Origin of the sequence: Vibrio sp. TH_r3 (genome assembly GCF_033101115.1) — a bacterium.
GTDB lineage: Bacteria > Pseudomonadota > Gammaproteobacteria > Enterobacterales > Vibrionaceae > Vibrio.
This window is the reverse complement of record NZ_JAWMPW010000008.1, coordinates 35,665-54,444: the sequence shown is the minus strand read 5'-3', so window position 1 is coordinate 54,444 and position 18,780 is coordinate 35,665. Positions and strand designations below refer to the sequence as shown.

General features: G+C 41.3%; 15 protein-coding genes and 2 pseudogenes. 5 read left to right on the top strand and 12 right to left on the bottom strand.

Going from position 1 to position 18,780, the window contains the following annotated elements; all coding sequences use genetic code 11:
• Positions 1–31 precede the first annotated feature (31 nt).
• The 4 genes from R3X26_RS09380 to R3X26_RS09365 form a co-directional block, all read right to left on the bottom strand.
• Entirely contained in the window at positions 32–3,127 is a 3,096-nt protein-coding gene (locus R3X26_RS09380) for an efflux RND transporter permease subunit (RefSeq protein ID WP_317717039.1), read from the bottom strand.
• A complete protein-coding gene (locus R3X26_RS09375) occupies positions 3,124–4,386 on the bottom strand; it encodes an MFP transporter (protein ID WP_317717038.1) in 1,263 nt (420 codons plus the stop codon). Before R3X26_RS09375 ends, R3X26_RS09380 begins: the two co-directional genes overlap by 4 nt.
• 292 nt (positions 4,387–4,678) lie before the next feature.
• Positions 4,679–4,996, bottom strand: coding sequence for an antibiotic biosynthesis monooxygenase (locus R3X26_RS09370; protein WP_317717037.1), 318 nt, complete (start codon positions 4,994–4,996; stop codon positions 4,679–4,681).
• A 144-nt stretch (positions 4,997–5,140) separates the two neighbouring features.
• Positions 5,141–6,508, bottom strand: coding sequence for an L-cystine transporter (locus R3X26_RS09365; RefSeq protein WP_317717036.1), 1,368 nt, complete (start codon positions 6,506–6,508; stop codon positions 5,141–5,143).
• A gap of 657 nt (positions 6,509–7,165) precedes the next feature.
• Between R3X26_RS09365 and R3X26_RS09360 the strand changes: the two genes are divergently transcribed.
• A complete protein-coding gene (locus tag R3X26_RS09360) occupies positions 7,166–7,462 on the top strand; it encodes a hypothetical protein (RefSeq protein ID WP_317717035.1) in 297 nt (98 codons plus the stop codon).
• Positions 7,463–7,869: 407 nt separating this feature from the next.
• On the opposite strand, the gene wecA is transcribed toward R3X26_RS09360, so the two are convergent.
• Both wecA and R3X26_RS09350 read right to left on the bottom strand, forming a co-directional pair.
• Complete coding sequence (gene wecA, locus R3X26_RS09355) at positions 7,870–8,964, bottom strand: UDP-N-acetylglucosamine--undecaprenyl-phosphate N-acetylglucosaminephosphotransferase (protein ID WP_317717034.1); 1,095 nt, start codon at positions 8,962–8,964, stop codon at positions 7,870–7,872.
• Between the two features lie 233 nt (positions 8,965–9,197).
• Positions 9,198–9,408: pseudogene (locus R3X26_RS09350) on the bottom strand (LysR substrate-binding domain-containing protein); the annotation flags it as partial.
• 327 nt (positions 9,409–9,735) lie between these two features.
• Between R3X26_RS09350 and R3X26_RS09345 the strand changes: the two are divergent.
• Positions 9,736–10,122: a hypothetical protein gene (locus tag R3X26_RS09345; protein WP_317717033.1), complete on the top strand. Its 387-nt coding sequence runs from the start codon at positions 9,736–9,738 to the stop codon at positions 10,120–10,122.
• Between the two features lie 309 nt (positions 10,123–10,431).
• On the opposite strand, the gene R3X26_RS09340 is transcribed toward R3X26_RS09345, so the two are convergent.
• A complete protein-coding gene (locus tag R3X26_RS09340; RefSeq protein WP_317717032.1) occupies positions 10,432–10,566 on the bottom strand; it encodes a helix-turn-helix domain-containing protein in 135 nt (44 codons plus the stop codon).
• A 385-nt stretch (positions 10,567–10,951) separates the two neighbouring features.
• On the opposite strand from R3X26_RS09340, the gene R3X26_RS09335 reads away from it, so the two are divergent.
• Positions 10,952–13,351, top strand: a complete 2,400-nt coding sequence (locus R3X26_RS09335) for a hypothetical protein (RefSeq protein ID WP_317717031.1) — start codon at positions 10,952–10,954, stop codon at positions 13,349–13,351.
• A gap of 484 nt (positions 13,352–13,835) precedes the next feature.
• On the top strand, positions 13,836–14,195 hold the full coding sequence (locus R3X26_RS19070) for a transposase domain-containing protein (RefSeq protein WP_411572407.1): 360 nt from the start codon (positions 13,836–13,838) through the stop codon (positions 14,193–14,195).
• Positions 14,196–14,295: 100 nt separating this feature from the next.
• Here the strand turns inward: R3X26_RS19070 and R3X26_RS09320 are convergent, their stop codons facing one another.
• The 5 genes and pseudogenes from R3X26_RS09320 to R3X26_RS09305 form a co-directional block, all read right to left on the bottom strand.
• Positions 14,296–14,916 carry a C39 family peptidase gene (locus R3X26_RS09320; protein WP_317717030.1) on the bottom strand — a complete coding sequence of 207 codons (621 nt, stop codon included), beginning with the start codon at positions 14,914–14,916 and terminating at the stop codon, positions 14,296–14,298.
• A 68-nt stretch (positions 14,917–14,984) separates the two neighbouring features.
• A pseudogene (locus R3X26_RS19065) lies at positions 14,985–15,122 on the bottom strand (hypothetical protein); the annotation flags it as partial.
• 311 nt (positions 15,123–15,433) lie between these two features.
• On the bottom strand, positions 15,434–15,988 hold the full coding sequence (locus tag R3X26_RS09315) for an RNA-guided endonuclease TnpB family protein (protein ID WP_317717029.1): 555 nt from the start codon (positions 15,986–15,988) through the stop codon (positions 15,434–15,436).
• Position 15,989: 1 nt separating this feature from the next.
• The gene (locus tag R3X26_RS09310) at positions 15,990–16,598 is read right to left on the bottom strand and encodes a transposase (protein WP_317717028.1); all 609 of its coding nucleotides are present in this window, start codon (positions 16,596–16,598) and stop codon (positions 15,990–15,992) included.
• Between the two features lie 143 nt (positions 16,599–16,741).
• Entirely contained in the window at positions 16,742–16,984 is a 243-nt protein-coding gene (locus tag R3X26_RS09305; RefSeq protein WP_317717027.1) for a type II toxin-antitoxin system ParD family antitoxin, read from the bottom strand.
• A gap of 437 nt (positions 16,985–17,421) precedes the next feature.
• Between R3X26_RS09305 and R3X26_RS09300 the strand changes: the two genes are divergently transcribed.
• Positions 17,422–18,699 (top strand): hypothetical protein, encoded by a 1,278-nt coding sequence (locus R3X26_RS09300; protein WP_317717026.1) that lies wholly within the window; start codon positions 17,422–17,424, stop codon positions 18,697–18,699.
• Positions 18,700–18,780 lie beyond the last annotated feature (81 nt).

Sequence of the window (18,780 nt, the reverse complement as noted above, 5' to 3'; positions counted from 1 at the left end):
CTTGTGCCTTATCATTGCATCATGACGTGTTTTATAAATTTGATTCTGATAATTTAGTTAAACCCAAGTCATCGAGAATGAGTAACACACAAGGGACAATGATAGATGCCAGAAGAGTTGCCGATATCAAGCCAAAAGCGATACTAGCAATCAGCGGGATCAGGAACTGCGCCTGAGTACTGCTCTCGGTTAGTAAAGGTAACAGTCCTACAAAGGTGGTTAGCGAGGTAATAAAGATCGCTCGGAATCTATCATGGACGGCCTCACGGCACGCATCCACCAAACTGACCCCTTTAGCGGTATTCTCTTTAATAAAGTTAACTAACAGAATATTGTCGTTTACTACAATACCAGCAAGAGTAGCAAAGCCCACAAGACTTGGGATCGTCAGGTCGATGCCCATTCCTAAGTGCCCCCATACAACACCTATCCACCCCATAGGAATAGCAAGTAAAACAGCAATCGGTTGAGTGTAACTTTGGAACAAAAAAGTCAGGATGAGATAAATACCGATTACGCCCATAACAAAGAAAGTTAGCAAAGATGAACCGGTAGCGGCGCTTTCTTTATCTTGTCCCTGAGAAATAAAACTCACAGCTGGAAAATCCTTTTTAGCATTTGGGACAAACGTAGTATAAAACTGCTGCATAATTTCTCTGGAATTGGCAATTTGAGCATTGATATTGCCTTGAACCAAGACTGTATTGATACCGTTTATTCGGTTGATTCTAGAGAATGTCTGCCGAACTTCAAAATCAGCTACAACAGACAGCGGAACGAGTATACTGTTTGAAGCGGTCACCATAAGGTCCTTTAGCTCCTGCAAACTGGCTTGGTGAGTAAACTCATCAAGACGCACCGTAATATCAATAATCTCACCGCTCTGGAAAGCGGTCAGATCCGTACTGCCTTTTACCGCGCTACGAAGTGTCTGGGCTAACTGCGCAGAGTTCACTCCCATAACACCAGCTTCGTCTTTAAGTTTTATGTGAATTTCAGATCGACCATAACGTAGGTCACTAGAAAGATTAAACACGCCATCAAAACCTTTCAGCCATTTGATAAGAGAGCGACTTGCCTTATCCAGCTCTTCAAGAGAGCTGCCCTGAACTCGTATATCAATACCATTACCTGCAAGCCCTCTTTCCTTATCGGTAAACTTAAGTGAAACGACATCGGCAGTAGGTCCGGTATTCTCTTTCCAGCTTTGCACCAGATATTTGATACTCTCTTGGCGAAACTGCGCCGGAAGTAAATCTGCACTAACTGTCGCCATATGAGGCCCAGATTCATTAGCGTCAATATTAGTGTTGTACATAATAGTTTCGCTTCTCACCAATGGCTCTGAATCAGGAAATTTATCCAAATAACCCTGATTTATCTTATTCAGAGCTTTAGATATTTTCGCAACTACTTCCTCTGTTTGAGAAAGTAAACTTCCCTGGGGCAGTAAAACGCGCGCTTGAAGTGTGTCACTTTCCAGTGATGGCATAGCTTTAAACTTTAGAAGCCCTGCTGAAAAAGTTGCGGTTGAAAGCAGCACGACCATAGTAAGCACGCCCAAGGTCAAGTAAGGTGCTTTCATTGCTCTTACAGACAGAGGTACAAAAAATTTGTCCCTTACTCTTTCAAAGTTGCGGATAAATCTGTCCCTCACAGAGTTTGAGCCTGACTCCAGACGACTGTGCGCAAGGTGTGCCGGAAGGATAAAAAAGGCTTCAATCAAGCTTACTAAAAGAGTAATGAGCAAGATTATTGGAATATAGCGTAGTACTTCACCCATATTTCCGCTCAGGAACATAAGCGGGCCAATGACCATCAACGTTGTGGCAAAGGAGGCTATCACGCCAGGGAATACCTGTGAGGTACCTTGAATTGCAGCTTCAAATGCTGGCATACCTGCCTGCCTTTTCGCGGCGATATTTTCTGCAATGATCAAGGAATCATCCATTAATAGGCCGATAGCAACGATAAGACCGACCATAGTCATCATATTCAGAGTGTAACCCAACATGTACATAATAAAGGTTGCGCCAAGGAATGAGACAGGAAGCCCTAACGCTACCCAGAAACTAAATCGAATATTAAAAAAAGCCCAGAGCATGAGAAAAGCCAATGCGAGCCCCTGAATACCATTGCTGGTGAGGATCCTCAGCCTCTCTTTAATATTAACGCTGACATCCTGGGTAATGGTAAATGCCACACCTTGTGGCGCATCCAGCTGCTCTTTTTCAACTAGATTAACAAGCGCATCTTTTACTTTCAGTGAGTCCTGGAAATAGGTTTTAGATATTTGCAGTAGAGCTGCTCGCTTGCCTTGGAAGATAATTTTATCCTCTTCATTAGCGAACTTCTGTTCAATTTCAGCAATATCACCAAGTCTAACTTGAGTACCTAGCTCGCTAGACTTCACTATGATGTTCTTAAAATCCTCTACGTTACTGCCCAATTGATTAAAGCGTACACTTACTGCTTCCAAATCATTGGTAAACACACCAGCAGGAGTAGTGATGCTCTGTTGCTGAACAAGGTTGGACAAGTCAGAAATGCTAAGACCGTATTGCTTAAGTTTCCATTGAGAAACACGGATTTCTATCTCCTGTTCAGAAAAGCCCCCGACGGAAACCTGTGCAATTAATGGGTGTGATTTTATCCTACGTTTAACATCCTGCGCATAGAGATAGAGATCGGTCGCAGACATATCTCCAGTTATTGCGACACTTGCTACTGTAGCGATCCTATCTAGTTTAGTAACCGTTATTTGCTCTACTCTGTCAGGAAAATCACTGATAGCATTTACTTGCTGCTGAATATCAGAGGTAAGAACGTCGATATTTTCACCGGCATCGATTTCCGCATTCCCGATGGCCATATTCTCTCGGGCATCACAGGTTAACTCTTTGATACCGTTAAGCTGGTCGATCGCCTCTTCCAACGGAGTACAAATTTCTTCAACCACTTCTAAAGGAGAAGCGCCCGGATACGTGACCCGAATTTCGATATCTTTGGTTTGGGTTAACGGAAACGTGTCTTTTTGCAGCTTAGGCAGCGCAAAAGCACCAAGTAACAGTATAGCTACCATCAGCACATTCGCACCGGTTGCGTGACGGGCGAAGAATGAAATCATGATTTGACCTCACTCATTAGTTTCCCTAATTTAAATCCAGTTTCTTTATCTAACCATTTATTGATATTCTTATCAGGTTGCGGTTTAAGTAGCATCCCCTCCACTGCCGGTGAAAGCTTGCTTAATACAACAGTATCACCCTTTTGAATACCTGACTTGATAACGGCAATCTGCCCTTGCACGAAATCCACCTTTACGGGCTGAATTTTCAGTTTCCCCTCCTGAACCAAGAATACCTGGTCGTTATGAATGGCATTCAATGGAAGTAGAATTTGATTGTTCATCGCTGGTGCTTTTAGGGTCACTTTAACAAAAGTATCTCTGATAAGGGGCGGTCTTTTACCCGGAGACGCTTGTTTGATAGGGTTATCAATTTTCACCACAATACTCTGACTTTGAGTCTGTGCGTCAATGTGCCCTCCCGAACGACTGACGTTCGCATCCCAAGAAATAAGATGCTCTCCGACGTTCAACTCGACGATTGCTTCAAGGTCTACATGCCCATGATTGTTTGTTTTACTTAGTCCTTCAGCTCTTCTCAGAGGACGCATTTTACCAAGTGGAAACTGAGCACTGATCTCAACTGCATCTATGCCATCAGCTTTTAACATGATCTCGCCTTTGTTGACGAATTCTGCCAGGCCTATCACTTTATCTGTGATTCGTATATCGAAAGGAGCTTTAATGATGGTTTGTTCCAGATCGCGTTTGGCTAAAGCCAGTTCTGTCAGAAGTACTTTTTGTGTCGCCTTATTAATGGCTAAGTTATTTTTTTGTACCTGAGACTGTTGCTGGCTATTGAGAAGATCTTTGGTGGCTTTATCTTTCTCTGTTTTGGATATATAGCCAGTTTTACTCAAACGTATCGCACGATCATATTCTGATTTCTGAACCTGATACTCTTGTTCAGCAATTTTCAATGTTTCCAAAATAGTTTGGTCGGTGAGTCTTGCTACTTCGAGTTGAGCTTCCAGACGGGCAATAGAAAGTTCATAAAAAGAAGGATCCAATCTAAGAATTTCGCTGTTTTGTTGGATGATGCTGCCATCATGGTAATTATTCGCAACCCAGACTACTGCACCTTCTAATTCAGCTTGAGCTTCCCAGTCTCTAGCAGGCTGGGTATGACCATAGCCAACTGCAGATGGTTGGATTTTTCGTGGCTCAACTTTAAGTACCCTAACCACTTTTTTTCCAGTACTGTCACTAGCCTTTGGCGGTTCGGCTTTCATTGCTGGTGCTAATATGAGTATTGCCACCCCAAGCAAAACGGGAGGAATAAATAACAATCTTTGCTTCCATTTAAATCGTGTCATGCAATACCTCATATAGATTAATGTGGTTTATATTAGCAACCACTAAATAAAGGTAGCATATTATTATCTTCAAATGTTTAGACTGTGTTCACTTTTACTAACATAGAATCCCTTGGGAGTAGTGTTTTCCTCTGAATTAGAGGATGGTTAGTCAGGAATCTAATCGGTATCAATCGAATCAATTTACATTCTGACCATAGATAATCGGCGCTGTTCAATTGTTATTTTTATACTTTCAAATCCCATAATCTCGCTCAACTTTTGAGATACGAACCTTAAAGGATTCATACCACAACTTACGGCCAGCCTTTTGAGCCTCTATATGATCATAATTCGCTTTCCATTGTTTGATTGAATCAAGATTTGACCAATATGAAACCGTAATTCCAATGTCTTCTCGTGCAGACTCTACACCTAGAAAGCCGGATTGTTGTCTTGCTAATTCGAGCATTCTAACTGACATTTCACCATAACCATTATCGCCTTCTGTCCGCGTAGAAGTAAAAATCACGGCATAATATGGTGGGTTTGGTGTATTTGCGATTGCTGACATTCCATCTCCTTAAAACAGGCAAGCTACACAAAGAGTTTAATTGAACAATTAACATAAAACCCTAAAAATTAATGCTTAGGTCATAAAAAAGCCGTCATTTAATAGCAATAAATGACGGCTTTTATTCAATGTTGTTAGCGGTTTTTATGCGTTTTGCATTTCGCTTTCTGTCGCTTTCTGATCCAATACTCGACTAGTAATGGTGCCTGCTGTCATCGCACCAGACACATTCAACGCCGTTCTTGCCATATCAATTAACGGCTCAATTGAAATCAATAACGCGACAATGGTAATAGGTAAGCCCATTGAAGGTAAAACAATTAAGGCCGCAAATGTTGCCCCGCCACCAACACCCGCTATACCAAATGAACTAATAGTGATCATGGCGATTAATGACACGATAAAATGTAAATCAGTTGGGTCAATCCCCACACTTGGCGCCACCATGACAGCCAACATAGCAGGATAAATCCCTGCACATCCGTTTTGCCCAATAGTTGCACCAAAAGAAGCCGACAAGTTTGCAATAGCAGGCGACACGTTCAATTTAGTGATTTGCGCTTCCACATTTAGCGGAATGGTTGCAGCCGAGCTTCGAGAAGTAAATGCAAAGGTAAGGACAGGCCAAATTTTCGTAAAGTACTCTTTCGGGCTCACACCAACTAAAGAAACAAGCAACCCATGGACAACAAACATCAATAATATCGCCAAATAAGAAGCCACAATAAAGCCTAATAAATTCAGAATATCTGACGCATTAGATGTGGCCACCACTTTGGTCATTAACGCCGCAATCCCGTATGGTGTCAGCGCCATTATCATTTTAACAAGACGCATCACAATCGATTGAATCGCGTTAACGCTACGACGAATCACGTCTTCGTATTCTACTTTTTCAGCCATAACTTTACGCGCAGCGATGCCAACTAAAACACCAAAAATAACAACCGCGATAATAGAAGTTGAACGCGCGCCCGTTAGATCTGCAAATGGGTTAGTCGGAATAAAGCTAATCAGCATTTGTGGAATGGTCAAATCACTCACGGCCTCAGAGCGAGTCTCTAAAATTGAAATTCGCGCCGTTTCGCGAGCACCTTCGGTAAGCCCTTCAGCAGACAGTCCAAAACCCTGTGCAACCAAAATACCAATTAATGCAGCAATCGCAGTGGTGAATAATAGGATTGAAATAGTTAAACCGGAAATTTTACCCAGTGAACCGCCTTTTTCAAGCTTCACTACTGCGGAGATCATAGACACTAAAACAAGTGGCATGATCACCATTTTCAACAATCCGACATAACCGTTACCCACTACTTTAACCCAATCAAGTATAAAGTTGATGGCAGGGTCACCTTCACCGAATATAAGTTGGATCGCGAGACCAAATAAGCTACCCAATATCAAACCAAAGAAAACAAGTCGTGATAAAGAGTACGCTTTTTGCTGCTGGCTAAATAGGAAGAATAAAATACCAACAAAAACCGCTAAGGCTGCCAATATTGAAACCGACATAGTGAGTTCCTTACAAAAAATAAATGTGTGAATACCTAAACAAGGCTTGGGGCCGGAAACATAACGCTTTATAACGGGAGGGAAAAGAACATTTATTTATTAAATAGAACCAAATAGTATTAAAAACAGAATTATGACCAAGAATAAAGCAAGAATACTGGAATATATAGTTACAAAACTATCAACTATCGCTATATTCATTTTCTGAACTGAGCTGGTATCAACACGCTTACACTATCAAATAATATGAAACTATATTATTTCCAGTAAAAATATTTATCGATAAATAAGATCCTTTATGCCGATTGTTATTTCAATGTTTTAACTTGAAGCTTAATGCGAACTCACTCAATTCATTTCTACTCATATGTCCAATATTCTCTGTTTATTAGTCACAAACTCAAGGCGTTTTTAACATTTCTTTAGCCTGCCTTTTATATCAGTACCGCTCGCGTATATTTCATACAATAACGTTTACCATCTCTTAAAAAAGAATAGGTTAATATTGATAACAAACATAACCTCTAATAACCTCTACTACTCACCATTTACATTTAAAACGTATCTTTTTATTTTATATAGAACATTGTTAAGTAAAACTGGATGGATTAACATCATGAAAAATAAAATAACATTAAATCAACAACATGGAGGGTTATGGACATAGAAGTAAACAAATACATCGAAATGAGGAAAGCGCTTCATCGCAATCCTGAACTGAAATATGAGGAATTCGACACAAGTAAATTAGTCGCTGAACATTTAACTAACCTAGGCTACCAAGTCACCACTGGAATAGGAAAAACGGGGGTGAAGGCAGTACTCAATACCAACAGACCAGGGCCAACGATTGCCTTTCGTGCCGATTTAGATGCGCTCCCAATTGAAGAACTGAATAACTTTGAGCATAAATGTCAAAATGAAGGAAAAATGCACGCTTGCCACGAATGTTAATATACATCTCTCCCATGAATCACGTATCACCACATCGACCGTGTTTTCTGAGACGCTTACGATAAATACGCCCGAATTTATTGCACCAATATCGAATAGTTTTGTAACTGGCGGTAATACCTCCGCTTTACTAGCAGAGCTTCACCATATCTCAAAATCAAGCTAAAACGGTAATACAATCAAACGAGATGTCGGATGATTTCCGGAGCAAATCAAGGTCTTTTATATCGGCTCATATGAAGAGACTGCCATAGCATTCGTTAACTTGGCAGTACTAATAATAAAGTACGACTTAGATGTAAAGTAAAAGATTAAAACTATCCACTGTATTACTATCTATATGTTAGTAATGTGAGATAGCATCAAATGCAATCAGATGGTCATCAGCTTGATATGTTGTCGCCTACTTACCCGTTGTCATTTTCAAACACACCTTCAACTCGCGATCCACGTAACTTACGTAAAAAATGAGTAATACGCCACACGTAACTTAATACAACCGCATAAAGAACAAAGCAGATCATAAACAGTGCAAACATCACTGATTCATCGATCGCGTTTATTTCACCATAAATACCAAAGCCAACATAGCCGATTGATATCAAACAGATGATAAGTAATGTTTCACGCGAAGAAAAACCCAAACGTTGGAAGATATGATGAAGGTGTTCTCGATCGGGTTTAAATGGTGACACGCCACGACGCATGCGGCGGATCATAATCGCCGCCATATCCATCAATGGTACGGCAATAATCCATAACGCCGTAATGGGTCGTATAATGGGTTCAACAGTACCTTGCTGAGTGTTTTGACTCGCTTCAAGTAATAACCAAATAACGGTAAAACCAATCACCATGCTACCAGCATCGCCCATAAACACTTTTCGTTGCCGTCCCAACACGCCAAGGTTCATGCAAACATATGGGATCATTGCAACTATAAAGGCAATAGAAAGGTAAGCTAAACCGGTTTGGTCTTTGTCAATCAGTAAAAAAGACAAGCCGCCGAACACCGTCATGGATAATCCGCCAAGCAAACCATCAATGCCATCAATCATATTAAATGCATTGATTGCACCAACCACAGCAACAATGGTCGCGATAGGAGCTAACAGGTTTAAATGAACGTTCCCTTCGCCAATGATATTACCAATATCTAGCAATTCGATACCAGCGAGGCTCAGCATGACAATCGCCAGCATCGTTTGAACAAACAATCGAATCTTAACGCTAATATCGAACATATCATCCAACGCGCCTATTACAGCCAGCGTAACGATACTACCGATAAAGATCTCACTGTGAGAGATCAGATCGGGTTTAAACACTAACAACTGCGTTATGCAAACACATATCGCCAGCCCACCAACCAAAGGCACAGCACCTTTATGGCGTTTTCTCGGGCTTGGCATATCAACCAGCCCAACTTTCCTAGCCGCTTTACGCAACATAAATAGCAATAAAAACGAATAGATAAACACAAAAAATAGTTCTAAAAACATAATATTATTTAACATCTGACGAAGTGTAATAGTTTTTTATTTATTATACATTCAGCACGGGGTGCCTAGTGATGCATATCATAACTTATAATTGCATTATTTAATAATTATAAATATCCACTTAACTACATCACTCAAACTAAAACCGGTAAAGGTCCTCCCTTTCACATCCATATCAGATCGTGCAAAACGATTACACGCCATCTCAATCTCTTCAATGGTATGTTGGCCTAAACGGTTGAATCACTTAATGTACAGATACAAATCGCGATATCGGTTTTCTTTTCTAGTAAATCAACAAAACCCTCCATTAGAAGTCCGCTCCAACTCAATATCAGGATAAGCTTGATTTAATGGCTGAACGAGTTGGACTAGCTGATGAAACACAAACGGACTAGCGGTATCAACACGCCATCGTCCTTGAGGTAATTCGCCATAGGACATGACCTCATCTCCCGCTTGCAGTAACGGTATCAGCCCTATTTGACATTATGACTAAACGTAAAATAAGGCTACTTAGTGCCCAATTTAAACTTGACGCTACCTAATTAGTTCTCGAGTTATGCAGTTTGAGTAGTATTTAATGTGATGTAAGGTTGATATGTGTACTAGAATTGTTAGAAAGTGAATTAAAACACTGGATATTGCATATTAATAAGCTGGTTATGAAAAATAGACATTCACTTTTTCGTGTAATAGAAGAACAAGTTTAAGGTGGGTATACGCAAGGAGGTTGTATAAGAAGCGTTACCATTCCATGGAGGGCGTCAGATGAATGGACTGAGTGAAGCAATTAGTTTACTAGACTCAAGCAATAATTTGCACTATCAAATATGGATGTTTTATGTAGTAGTAGTCATTGGATTACTTGGATTTCGGTTTTCAGAAACCTATGTCAATTTAGCTAAATATAAGAAAAATCTCATACTACTGGGTTTTATTGCTTTCTCGGTTTCAAATTTCATCGCAATGCACCAAAACATGATTCACTTCAATGTCGTTCTCGAAAATATACAGACTAGCACTTTTTCTAACACTGATATCAACTTCAAAAATATTTTTGACAGTTATCATCATAAAGTAGTTTGGCGCATACTCGGGTTTCATGTTTTAGTCACTGTTATGCTTTCTTATATTCTGCATCGAAAAAAAAACTGAAAAGCAGTTCTCTATAAACATTGTTCCATAGGGTCTACCTGAATTGACTGTAAACTTTGCTTAACATTTAGGTGGGTATTGCGTCCCATTACCGCTCATGGCAATTGGTCTTGATTTAATCCTACCTGTTCCCTTAGTCGCTGCTGTTCTGGGATCACTGGTAGGTAGTTCTCTAGCTCTTAGGTTTCTCAGTCATCTATATATTACTAACTTGAGATCCAGGGAGCGGATGTGGGTTATATTGTTCCTGAACTAGATACCCAATGATCTAGTTCAGGAACACCACACTGGGGCTCACTAATGTTGTGCTCAAGCATCAGCAATGTCGGTGCTGTGATACTTGAGCGCGTTATTCAAAACGAAACGACTGTAGCCAAACGACTGTGCTAATAGTTCGGCTTGCTGCTCGGTTGGGTAGAATCGTTCTTTAAATGCTCGTTTCATAGCGCAGAGTTTGCGGAAATTGCACCATTTTGTAAAGTTATCGCCAGCGCGATAATGGCTTATATCACCGCCAGCATTGAGTGATGCTTTTCGCTAAGAACGGTAAATAAATACGTCCTTTGTCACCAAGGCTCGAGTCCGTCTGCCCCAATAGGTCTTCCCTATTCGAACCTTTTTTTGTATCGGTATATTTCCAATACAAAACAACCCGTTAGACTTCCGCTAAAAAAGGCTGAGACAGTTTTAGACAATGCAAAGGGATTTTGAGACAGTTTCAGCCTAAAAAATATCGATAAAACACCTTAAAATTCAATGACTTGAATTAATCTTACAAGCATTGTATCTTGTTAGAGCACCCCATTTTACCCCCTAACGAGGACCTGTTATGACGGAAGACTCTTTATCACGCGATACGCTCAATGCCCGTTTATCAACACTGCATCACGACCGCGATCCCAAGTCGCCCCCTCACTTTGCCTGGTATGCGTATTATCGCATTGTCGCCCCTGAAAAAATAACGACCCCACGACGTGACACACTCACGGTGGAATGCATGCGACATCAATGTACGTTTGATTCCAAGTGGCGTTATCTTGCACACCAAGGTCAAGTCCGTCATACCCTGTGTAAAGAGTGTCACTATGAGTTTGATAAAAGTGAGAAAAACCGAAAATATCGATGGAAATACAAAGATTTGATTGCTGATTTTATCAACCGTCCCGAGCTTGGCTTTGTGCTCGCCCTGCCCCACGAACTCGCCCCTGAGGATTTTATTAACCATAATGCGTACGTTGAGGCCAAATGCACGCACTGCCACAAGTCGACCTCTCATAGCGTTAATAATATCAAGACCCATTTATCGCGTGGCGATCACCTTTTTTGTCAACATTGTGAGCGCAGACGCAAAGGAAAAACGAAACGAATCTCATGGGAGAAAGCGCAGCAACGTATCACCCGCTTTGATATTGATCCCAATCATTATCAAGGGATCTCAAAAACCAGTTTGTTAACCTGCCGCCAATGCGGCCAGCGCCATGAATGGATACCTCAAGTCGCCGAACACGGTCAATGTGTGCAATGTGGAACCAATGGCGCAAGACCTATCACCCTTATGCCCTCGCTTGACGACTTTGACATACTCATCCGCGCCACGACCACCTGGCAGTTAGCGACCGATCCCGCCCTTGTCAAACAAAATCAAGCGTGCTTTGCTCTGCGTCACGATTTACCGGCCGAGGCTAAAATGCACGTACAATGCCAGTACCACCCTGACCAAAGACGTGCACAACGAGTGAGTTCACTCCACGCCAAGTTAAGCAAGAGCTCATGTCGCGCGTGCTCAGCTGAGAAAAAAAGCAAGTACACCGCCGCGTATTTCGAAGGGTTATTTTCAGACAAAGGTATTGACCTGCGTGTCGATCTTCGCGCTTCTGGCCTCGCCACTGGCCAAACACTTATCCACAGTAATGTCGCCATTCATCTTCGCTGCCTCACTCATGGACCATTAACCAACACGTACACCAGTTATCAATTGATCCGATATGTTCGAGATAACCGACACGCTAATCCATGTGCCTATTGCGAGCCCAATTCGGGTTTGCCATTAACTGCGGCTCGTGTCCGTGCGTTCGTTGAGTCAGCCGAACGATGGCGCACCCACGGCGCCCTCTATGAACTGGTATCCACAGACGATGAGATCAATACACAGATAACCCAAATCCAAAAGACCCATCACACGCCTTATGATAACTTATCCATACGCGTGAACATCAAACAGACCGTCAACGCAGCGCTTGGCTTGCCCTTGCCCACCCCCACCACCATTTCCATCCTCTACAAAGCGTTTAAAAAAGGGAAAAGAGGGTTCATTAACCAAAATAATGTGTCTTTTCTGGCTAAATTCGTTGAATATTTTGGGCATCTATGGCAATTGGATCTGCGTTTGGAGCAAGAATTTGATGGGCTGAAAAGCGAACACACCACGCGCTCTTTGTCGATTGACTTTTATCAACCCACGCTAAAATGGGCCATCGAAATCGACGGTGTACAACATAAAAGTTTGAATCAACAAATCTTAAAAAAAGCGGATCGTCAACAAAAACTCACCAAACAACAACGTCGTGACGCTCTGGTCGATGCCTACTTTAAAAAGGACCCCGAGACTACGCTCATACGCATCCCGTGCTATACCATAACAGGACCGGATCAATATCAACCTTATACTTTTCCCCAGCAGTTTGATGCGGCGCTCGATATATGCCAGCGCATCTATGTTGCGCTCTATGGCGCCGACCCACGTGAAATAGATAAAGAGGCGCTCATGACTCAAAGTTGGCAACATAAGTCCAATAGTCAACGTATCTTGGAACGCTTAAACCAGCGCTATAAAGGCGAATTGATCGCACAACGGCACTCGTTAGTCAAAAGACGTCCTCGCATAACCATCTCATGTCGCCAACAACACGCCTTTCAAGTCTCCCTCTCCAAAGCCTATTTATTGGGTCCATTGGAACAAGAAAACGATGAGGCGCACTGCTGGGCATGTCAGCGTCAGGCGCAATTTAATGTGGCGAAAGACAAACTAAAACAAGCCGGGTGGGTTTGGAACAATGAAGCTGAGTTACGCGCTCAATTTCATGGGACGATTGACCAACCTTTAGTGAGCAAAGGATCCAAAAAGACAATCATGTTGCAATGTACTCATCAACATAATGTCAACCGAGTTAAAACCGTATCATTGGATCACGTATTAACGCCTCCCAGGGATCAGAAAAAAGCGAAATAATGACACATGCCATGCCATCAATCCGTTTGTGTAAAAATGATGGCTTGACATCCTCCCCTAGCTAAATCGCTAGGGGATTCCCATTACTGGGCGATCACCAAATTGCTTTGGTGACAGGTTCCTGTTGCTGGCGGCATTATTGCACCACTCACTTCATCTGGCAGTATTTATTGTAAGCTTAATTCTCGACATCATTCCCATTTAAACCCAAGCCCTAATAATGACAACAGTCATTACCTATGTATGGAGGCTTTTATGTCATCTCTACAGCAAACTTGGCAGCGTCATGTCGACGTTTGACAAACCACCAAACTATCTCGAGCCCAATACCACCGAACCTACGACCTAGATCAATCTCAGTTCAGTTATTAGATTCGGTTATTGGAAGCGCAAAAAGCTCAGCCAAAAAGGTAAAAACGTTCAGGTAAGTAAAGCCGATATCGCGCTTAACACCATCAACTAGCTCTACCGTGTTGAGAGGCACTTGGCTGACCTAAAGAAAAAGCAGCCCAAGATAACGGCTGAAGAAATCGTGGCCTACCGCCAAGAGCTTAGTGTTCCACTCTTAGATAAGTTGAAAGCATTCTTGGAGAAGAATATCAACAAGTGCCCCAAAGATAGCTTAATCTACAAAGCCATAAACTCTACGCTCAACCAATGGTCGAAACTGGCCATTTACTCCGGTCATCCCGAGCTGTGTATAAGTAACATCATGGCTGAAACGGCTAAGTTGAACGGACTGGAACCATACAACTACCTCCATACTCTTCTTACTCGGCTACCCTACGCTGAAAATCTTGAGCAAATAGAAGTGCGACTACCTTGGAACTTGGCTAGAGACTAGATCGTTGTGGTTGGCGATCAATTATGCTGAGTAATGAGCGCTGACTCTTTAGTTCCTTTCTGGCTTACATAAAAAGCGCAATATTTGGACTTGTGTAGCGTCAAATGCCTGAATTAGTATTTTTATAGAGAATAAATGCGGAGCGTTTATACTTACCTCTTCGCGGCGTGCACAAATAAGCGTACCAATGCTTTAAGAATTTTTCATAAGAAACTGAATACTTACCACCACCAGCCCTCGCAGGATCAGTGATATAAATATTTTCGTTATCATAACCAGTAACAACTACAGCATGAGATGACTCCATAAAAAAGTTTCTGATATTTACGACAACAGGAGTATCATTTGAAACGAAGTACTTTAGCTCATCTATTGATAACCCATTGACAAACTCATAGCTTGTATAACCATATGCTTCAGCAGCCCTCTCTAAACCGTTCATGTCATTTCCGCATCGTTGAGTCACATCATAAACAGATGACTTGGAGGCATCCCATACATCCTGCTTTCTGATAACTTTGTTTTTATCATAGTAGGAAATCACCATTGCCAAAGACGTAGTAGCACAAGAATAGCTATCATACTGCCCGATCCTATTCACATCTAAGGTTGCGCTTTCTGGAAGATTTTCCTGATAGTTTTCAGGAATATTTACCGTAGACATACAACCGCCCAATACTAAAGAATACACCGCTACAATTACTGAAGGTATGACTTTCATTCCCAATCCTAATGAAATATTTAAAATTGAAAAAGTATAGCTTATTTAAAGTGATGATAAATGTAATCTTAATAACACTTTTTAAGCATTAAGCTTGCGCAAAACGTCTCTATTAACTGATTTGGGTCATGAGGATCAATCAGCTCAACATCATCCAAAGTCGATGTTATTTTACTTACTTTTCTTACAAATTTTGAACAACAATTAAAAAGTTGAGGGTCATATCAACGCCAAAATAAGGTATGAGCCACGCTACCACTACACTCAATTTGGACACCGTAAATACTGAGCTAAACTCAAACCAAAAATACCAAGCGTGGTGAATCACTCTTAAATTTATTGCATGGTTTGAATAAATACAAATTCAATGGAAAGTGTGATTTTGCTAAGGCGCTTTTTGGATATTGTCAACTTATCCAAGGAGAAGGATTAAAAGTAATAGCCATCAATGTGACTACTCACCGCCCGTTGGGCGATGCTTCTTATTTCGTTAGCCAGTGCTCGATAGTATCGAGTCTTATGCGGCTTCCATAAGCAGAAACGACTGTCCAGCCGCTTTTAATTCTAGAATACCTTTATCACGAATATTAAGAGCGGCATTGAGATCCCGATCTATATCTGTCGTACCACAAGAGGGGCAATCCCACTTGCGAACCGATAAGGGCATGTCTTCCATTTTATGGCCGCAACAGTGGCATGTTTTAGAGCTGGCGTACCATTGGTCGAGCTTAACAAAATGTTTGCCTTGCTCTTTCAATTTGTACTCCAACTTAACAACAAAGCGATGCCATGAAGCATCTGCTATGTGTTTCGCTAGTTTGCGGTTTTTCATCATATTGGTTGATTTTAATGTCTCTAGAATCACAGCGTGGTTTTTGTCTACGAGTGTTCGAGATAGTTTTTGTTGAAAATCAGCGCGAGCGTTCGCCGTCTTTTCGTGGCACTTTGTGACAAGCAAACGAGCTTTCGCTCTGTTTGCGCTGCCTTTTTCCTTACGCGAAAGCTGCTTCTGTTTGCGTCTGAGATCCTTCTCCGCACGTTTTACAAATCGTGGCCAATTATTCTTGACCACTTCAGTTCGCTTCTTTCTTGCCATTCGACTGAATAGCAAAGTGTGACAATCCCAAATCAACACCCGTCACTTTATCGATTGAGTGAATCAAGCTAGGGGCTTCAATACCATCATCCACAAGGATGGACGCATAGAACTTACCCGTTTGACTCAAACTGAGAGTCATACTTTTAACCTTACCTGTGATCTCACGATGAATGTTGGCATCAATAGGACTCATCTTGGGCAGCTTGATGGCGCCATCAAGAACCTTAACACCAACACAATGGTAGCGAGATTGCTTGCCGTGTCTACGTTTGAAGTTTGGGTATTTAGCGCTTAATTTGGGATGAAAGAAGTTATCAAAAGCAGTGTGTAGGTTAATGACAGATTGCTGTAAAGCAATCGAGTCATATTGTTTAAGCCAGTGGTATTTTCGTGACTTCTTGGCAACGGCAAGCAGTGGTTTTATGTCCTTTTTAGGGTTCAGTGTTACGCCATGTTTCCGGTACATATGAGACTTTAAATGTAGAGCTTTGTTATACGCAAAACGCACCGCGCCAAACTGAGCGATTAAATACTCTGCTTGTTCTTGCGTTGGGTAAATACGTACTTTGGTTGCTCTTAACATTAAACTTATTAACTGTATAAATAACCAGTATTATACATCTCAGATATGCCCTGTCTGTATAAACATCAGCTTGTTCTATGCCAAAGTTCAGTAACGTGTATTCAAAAATCTGCTCAAAGTCCTCTGCGGCAAGGTTGGACAGTTTATACATTGTGTTTTTGCTTTACTTTGGCCGCGATGTCATAAAGTAATAATGAGCACTCGCCACTTTGTTCACCAGCTTCAATTGCCATTTTTAAAGCAGTAGTTTGTTTCTCCTGCCTTTCGAGTAACCGTAATGCAGAACGAACTACTTCACTTGTTGAACCATAGCGACCACTCGCTATGAGTTGACCGACAAACTCATCTAACTGAGAGCCAATCGTAACACTAGTTGTGCGTGACATATTTTCACCTATGTGTGTTAATATTTAACACAGCAAAAATAGATGAACTAAAAATCAAAATCAAATCAGAGTTGTCTATGATAGTGAACTACTCAGCGACAGAGCCTGATCACCGAGTTTTCTCGCCCAAAACACTATAAAGCATACCCCACGGCAAGATCATTATAAATTGAACTTTTAAAACAAATAGCGATCAGAGCAAGGCATAACAATTACCTTGGTTACTCAATATGTACACTACTTTTCTGAAACACTTTAATTCCGGGAATTGATGTGACATGACTTTTCTCCTTTTTATCTGTCTCATTTAGACTGTTGCAAATGATAACTATTTTTAATGAGGATATCATGACCAACTCTATAAAGCCGATTTCCGTTGTAAACGAGAATAGCTTTAATTAACATATATTAATTAGTCAAGACGGATAACTTTGGGCATGCAGTCAGAATCGGTATCTAAAGTAAAAAAAACGTTTCTAGCAGGTATATGGGCAACACTGATAAGTATCTGTATTGGGTTTACTTTTAAAATCTGGCTGGCAGGTTGGGTCGCGAAAAGTGATCTGGCTCTGTTTCATACCGTTGTTGATATCATATCCCTTTCAATGATACTGATGACCGGATTTCGCTCTTCTATGGTGGTTACCTTCTCGCAAACCCAAAACGACAAAGACATTATTAACATTTTCAGAATAACTCTTGCCCTGGTGGTACTAGTGACCTGGGGCGGTGCCATTCCATACATAAAACACAACCTGCATATTGGGGTAGACTATCTACAGTTAGTTGGGATTATCTTGGCTCTGGGATTAAAACTCTATTTCACTAACCTGATCGCCATGTATCGTCTTTATGATACTACTAACCGTGTTACCTGGTTGGACCCGGCACTGAATGCCACCCTATTTTTGTTGTTCTGTTTTGTGGCTGAATACGACACCATGAACGCTCTCTTTTACGGGTTGACCCTTTCTTCGCTTATCATCGCACTCTACATGTACATATGCCGCCGGAAAGTCATTTCCACTCAGCCACTATCGTCCGTCTGTTTAGACTCGAATATGGTTGGCTACGTTAAGAAGAGCTTTACCGCTACTCTGGAGGCGGGTGCCAGTATCTTAATGATCTACATTGCAGTACTGCTGACAATCCGCTATTTCAGTATCAACGAACTGGGGGATTTTCAGGTTGTCGTACGCCCTGTTTTTACCTATATGACAATGCTGTTTGTTTTTCCTATATATCGATTCGTGTTACCAGAACTCTCTGTAAAAGTGAGAAACGGCGAATACGATCAGATCAAAATTATTCGAAGCTGGATTTACAAGCTTTCATTTATAGTCAGCGGTATATTTTTTCTGACCATGCTACTGTTCGGATCACAGATCATTGGCTGGCTTTATCCGCAAGAGTACAGTGGATCTATTCCAGTACTGTTCCACTTCTCCATATTCTTTATTTTTATGATGCTTAACGCTTATCAACTCGCATATATAAAAGCACACGGATACTTTAAGGCTAGCCTGCTAATTCGCTTAACAGGCATAGCAACGCTTATCGTGATGTTCTACCTAATTTCTGCTTTTACAGACAACGTGGTTGCTATCATCATCGCTCTTTGTTTGGGATATACAGTGATGTTCGCCTTATCCAGCCTCAAAGAAAAACAGATAAACAGAAGCGTACTTATATCGTCACCTACATTTTATAAATAAACTATCTGAAGATCTGAGTGATAAGCCGTATCCGCTCCTATCCCTATAAGTAAACGAGAGGTGGTGAGAGTCTTTCAAATA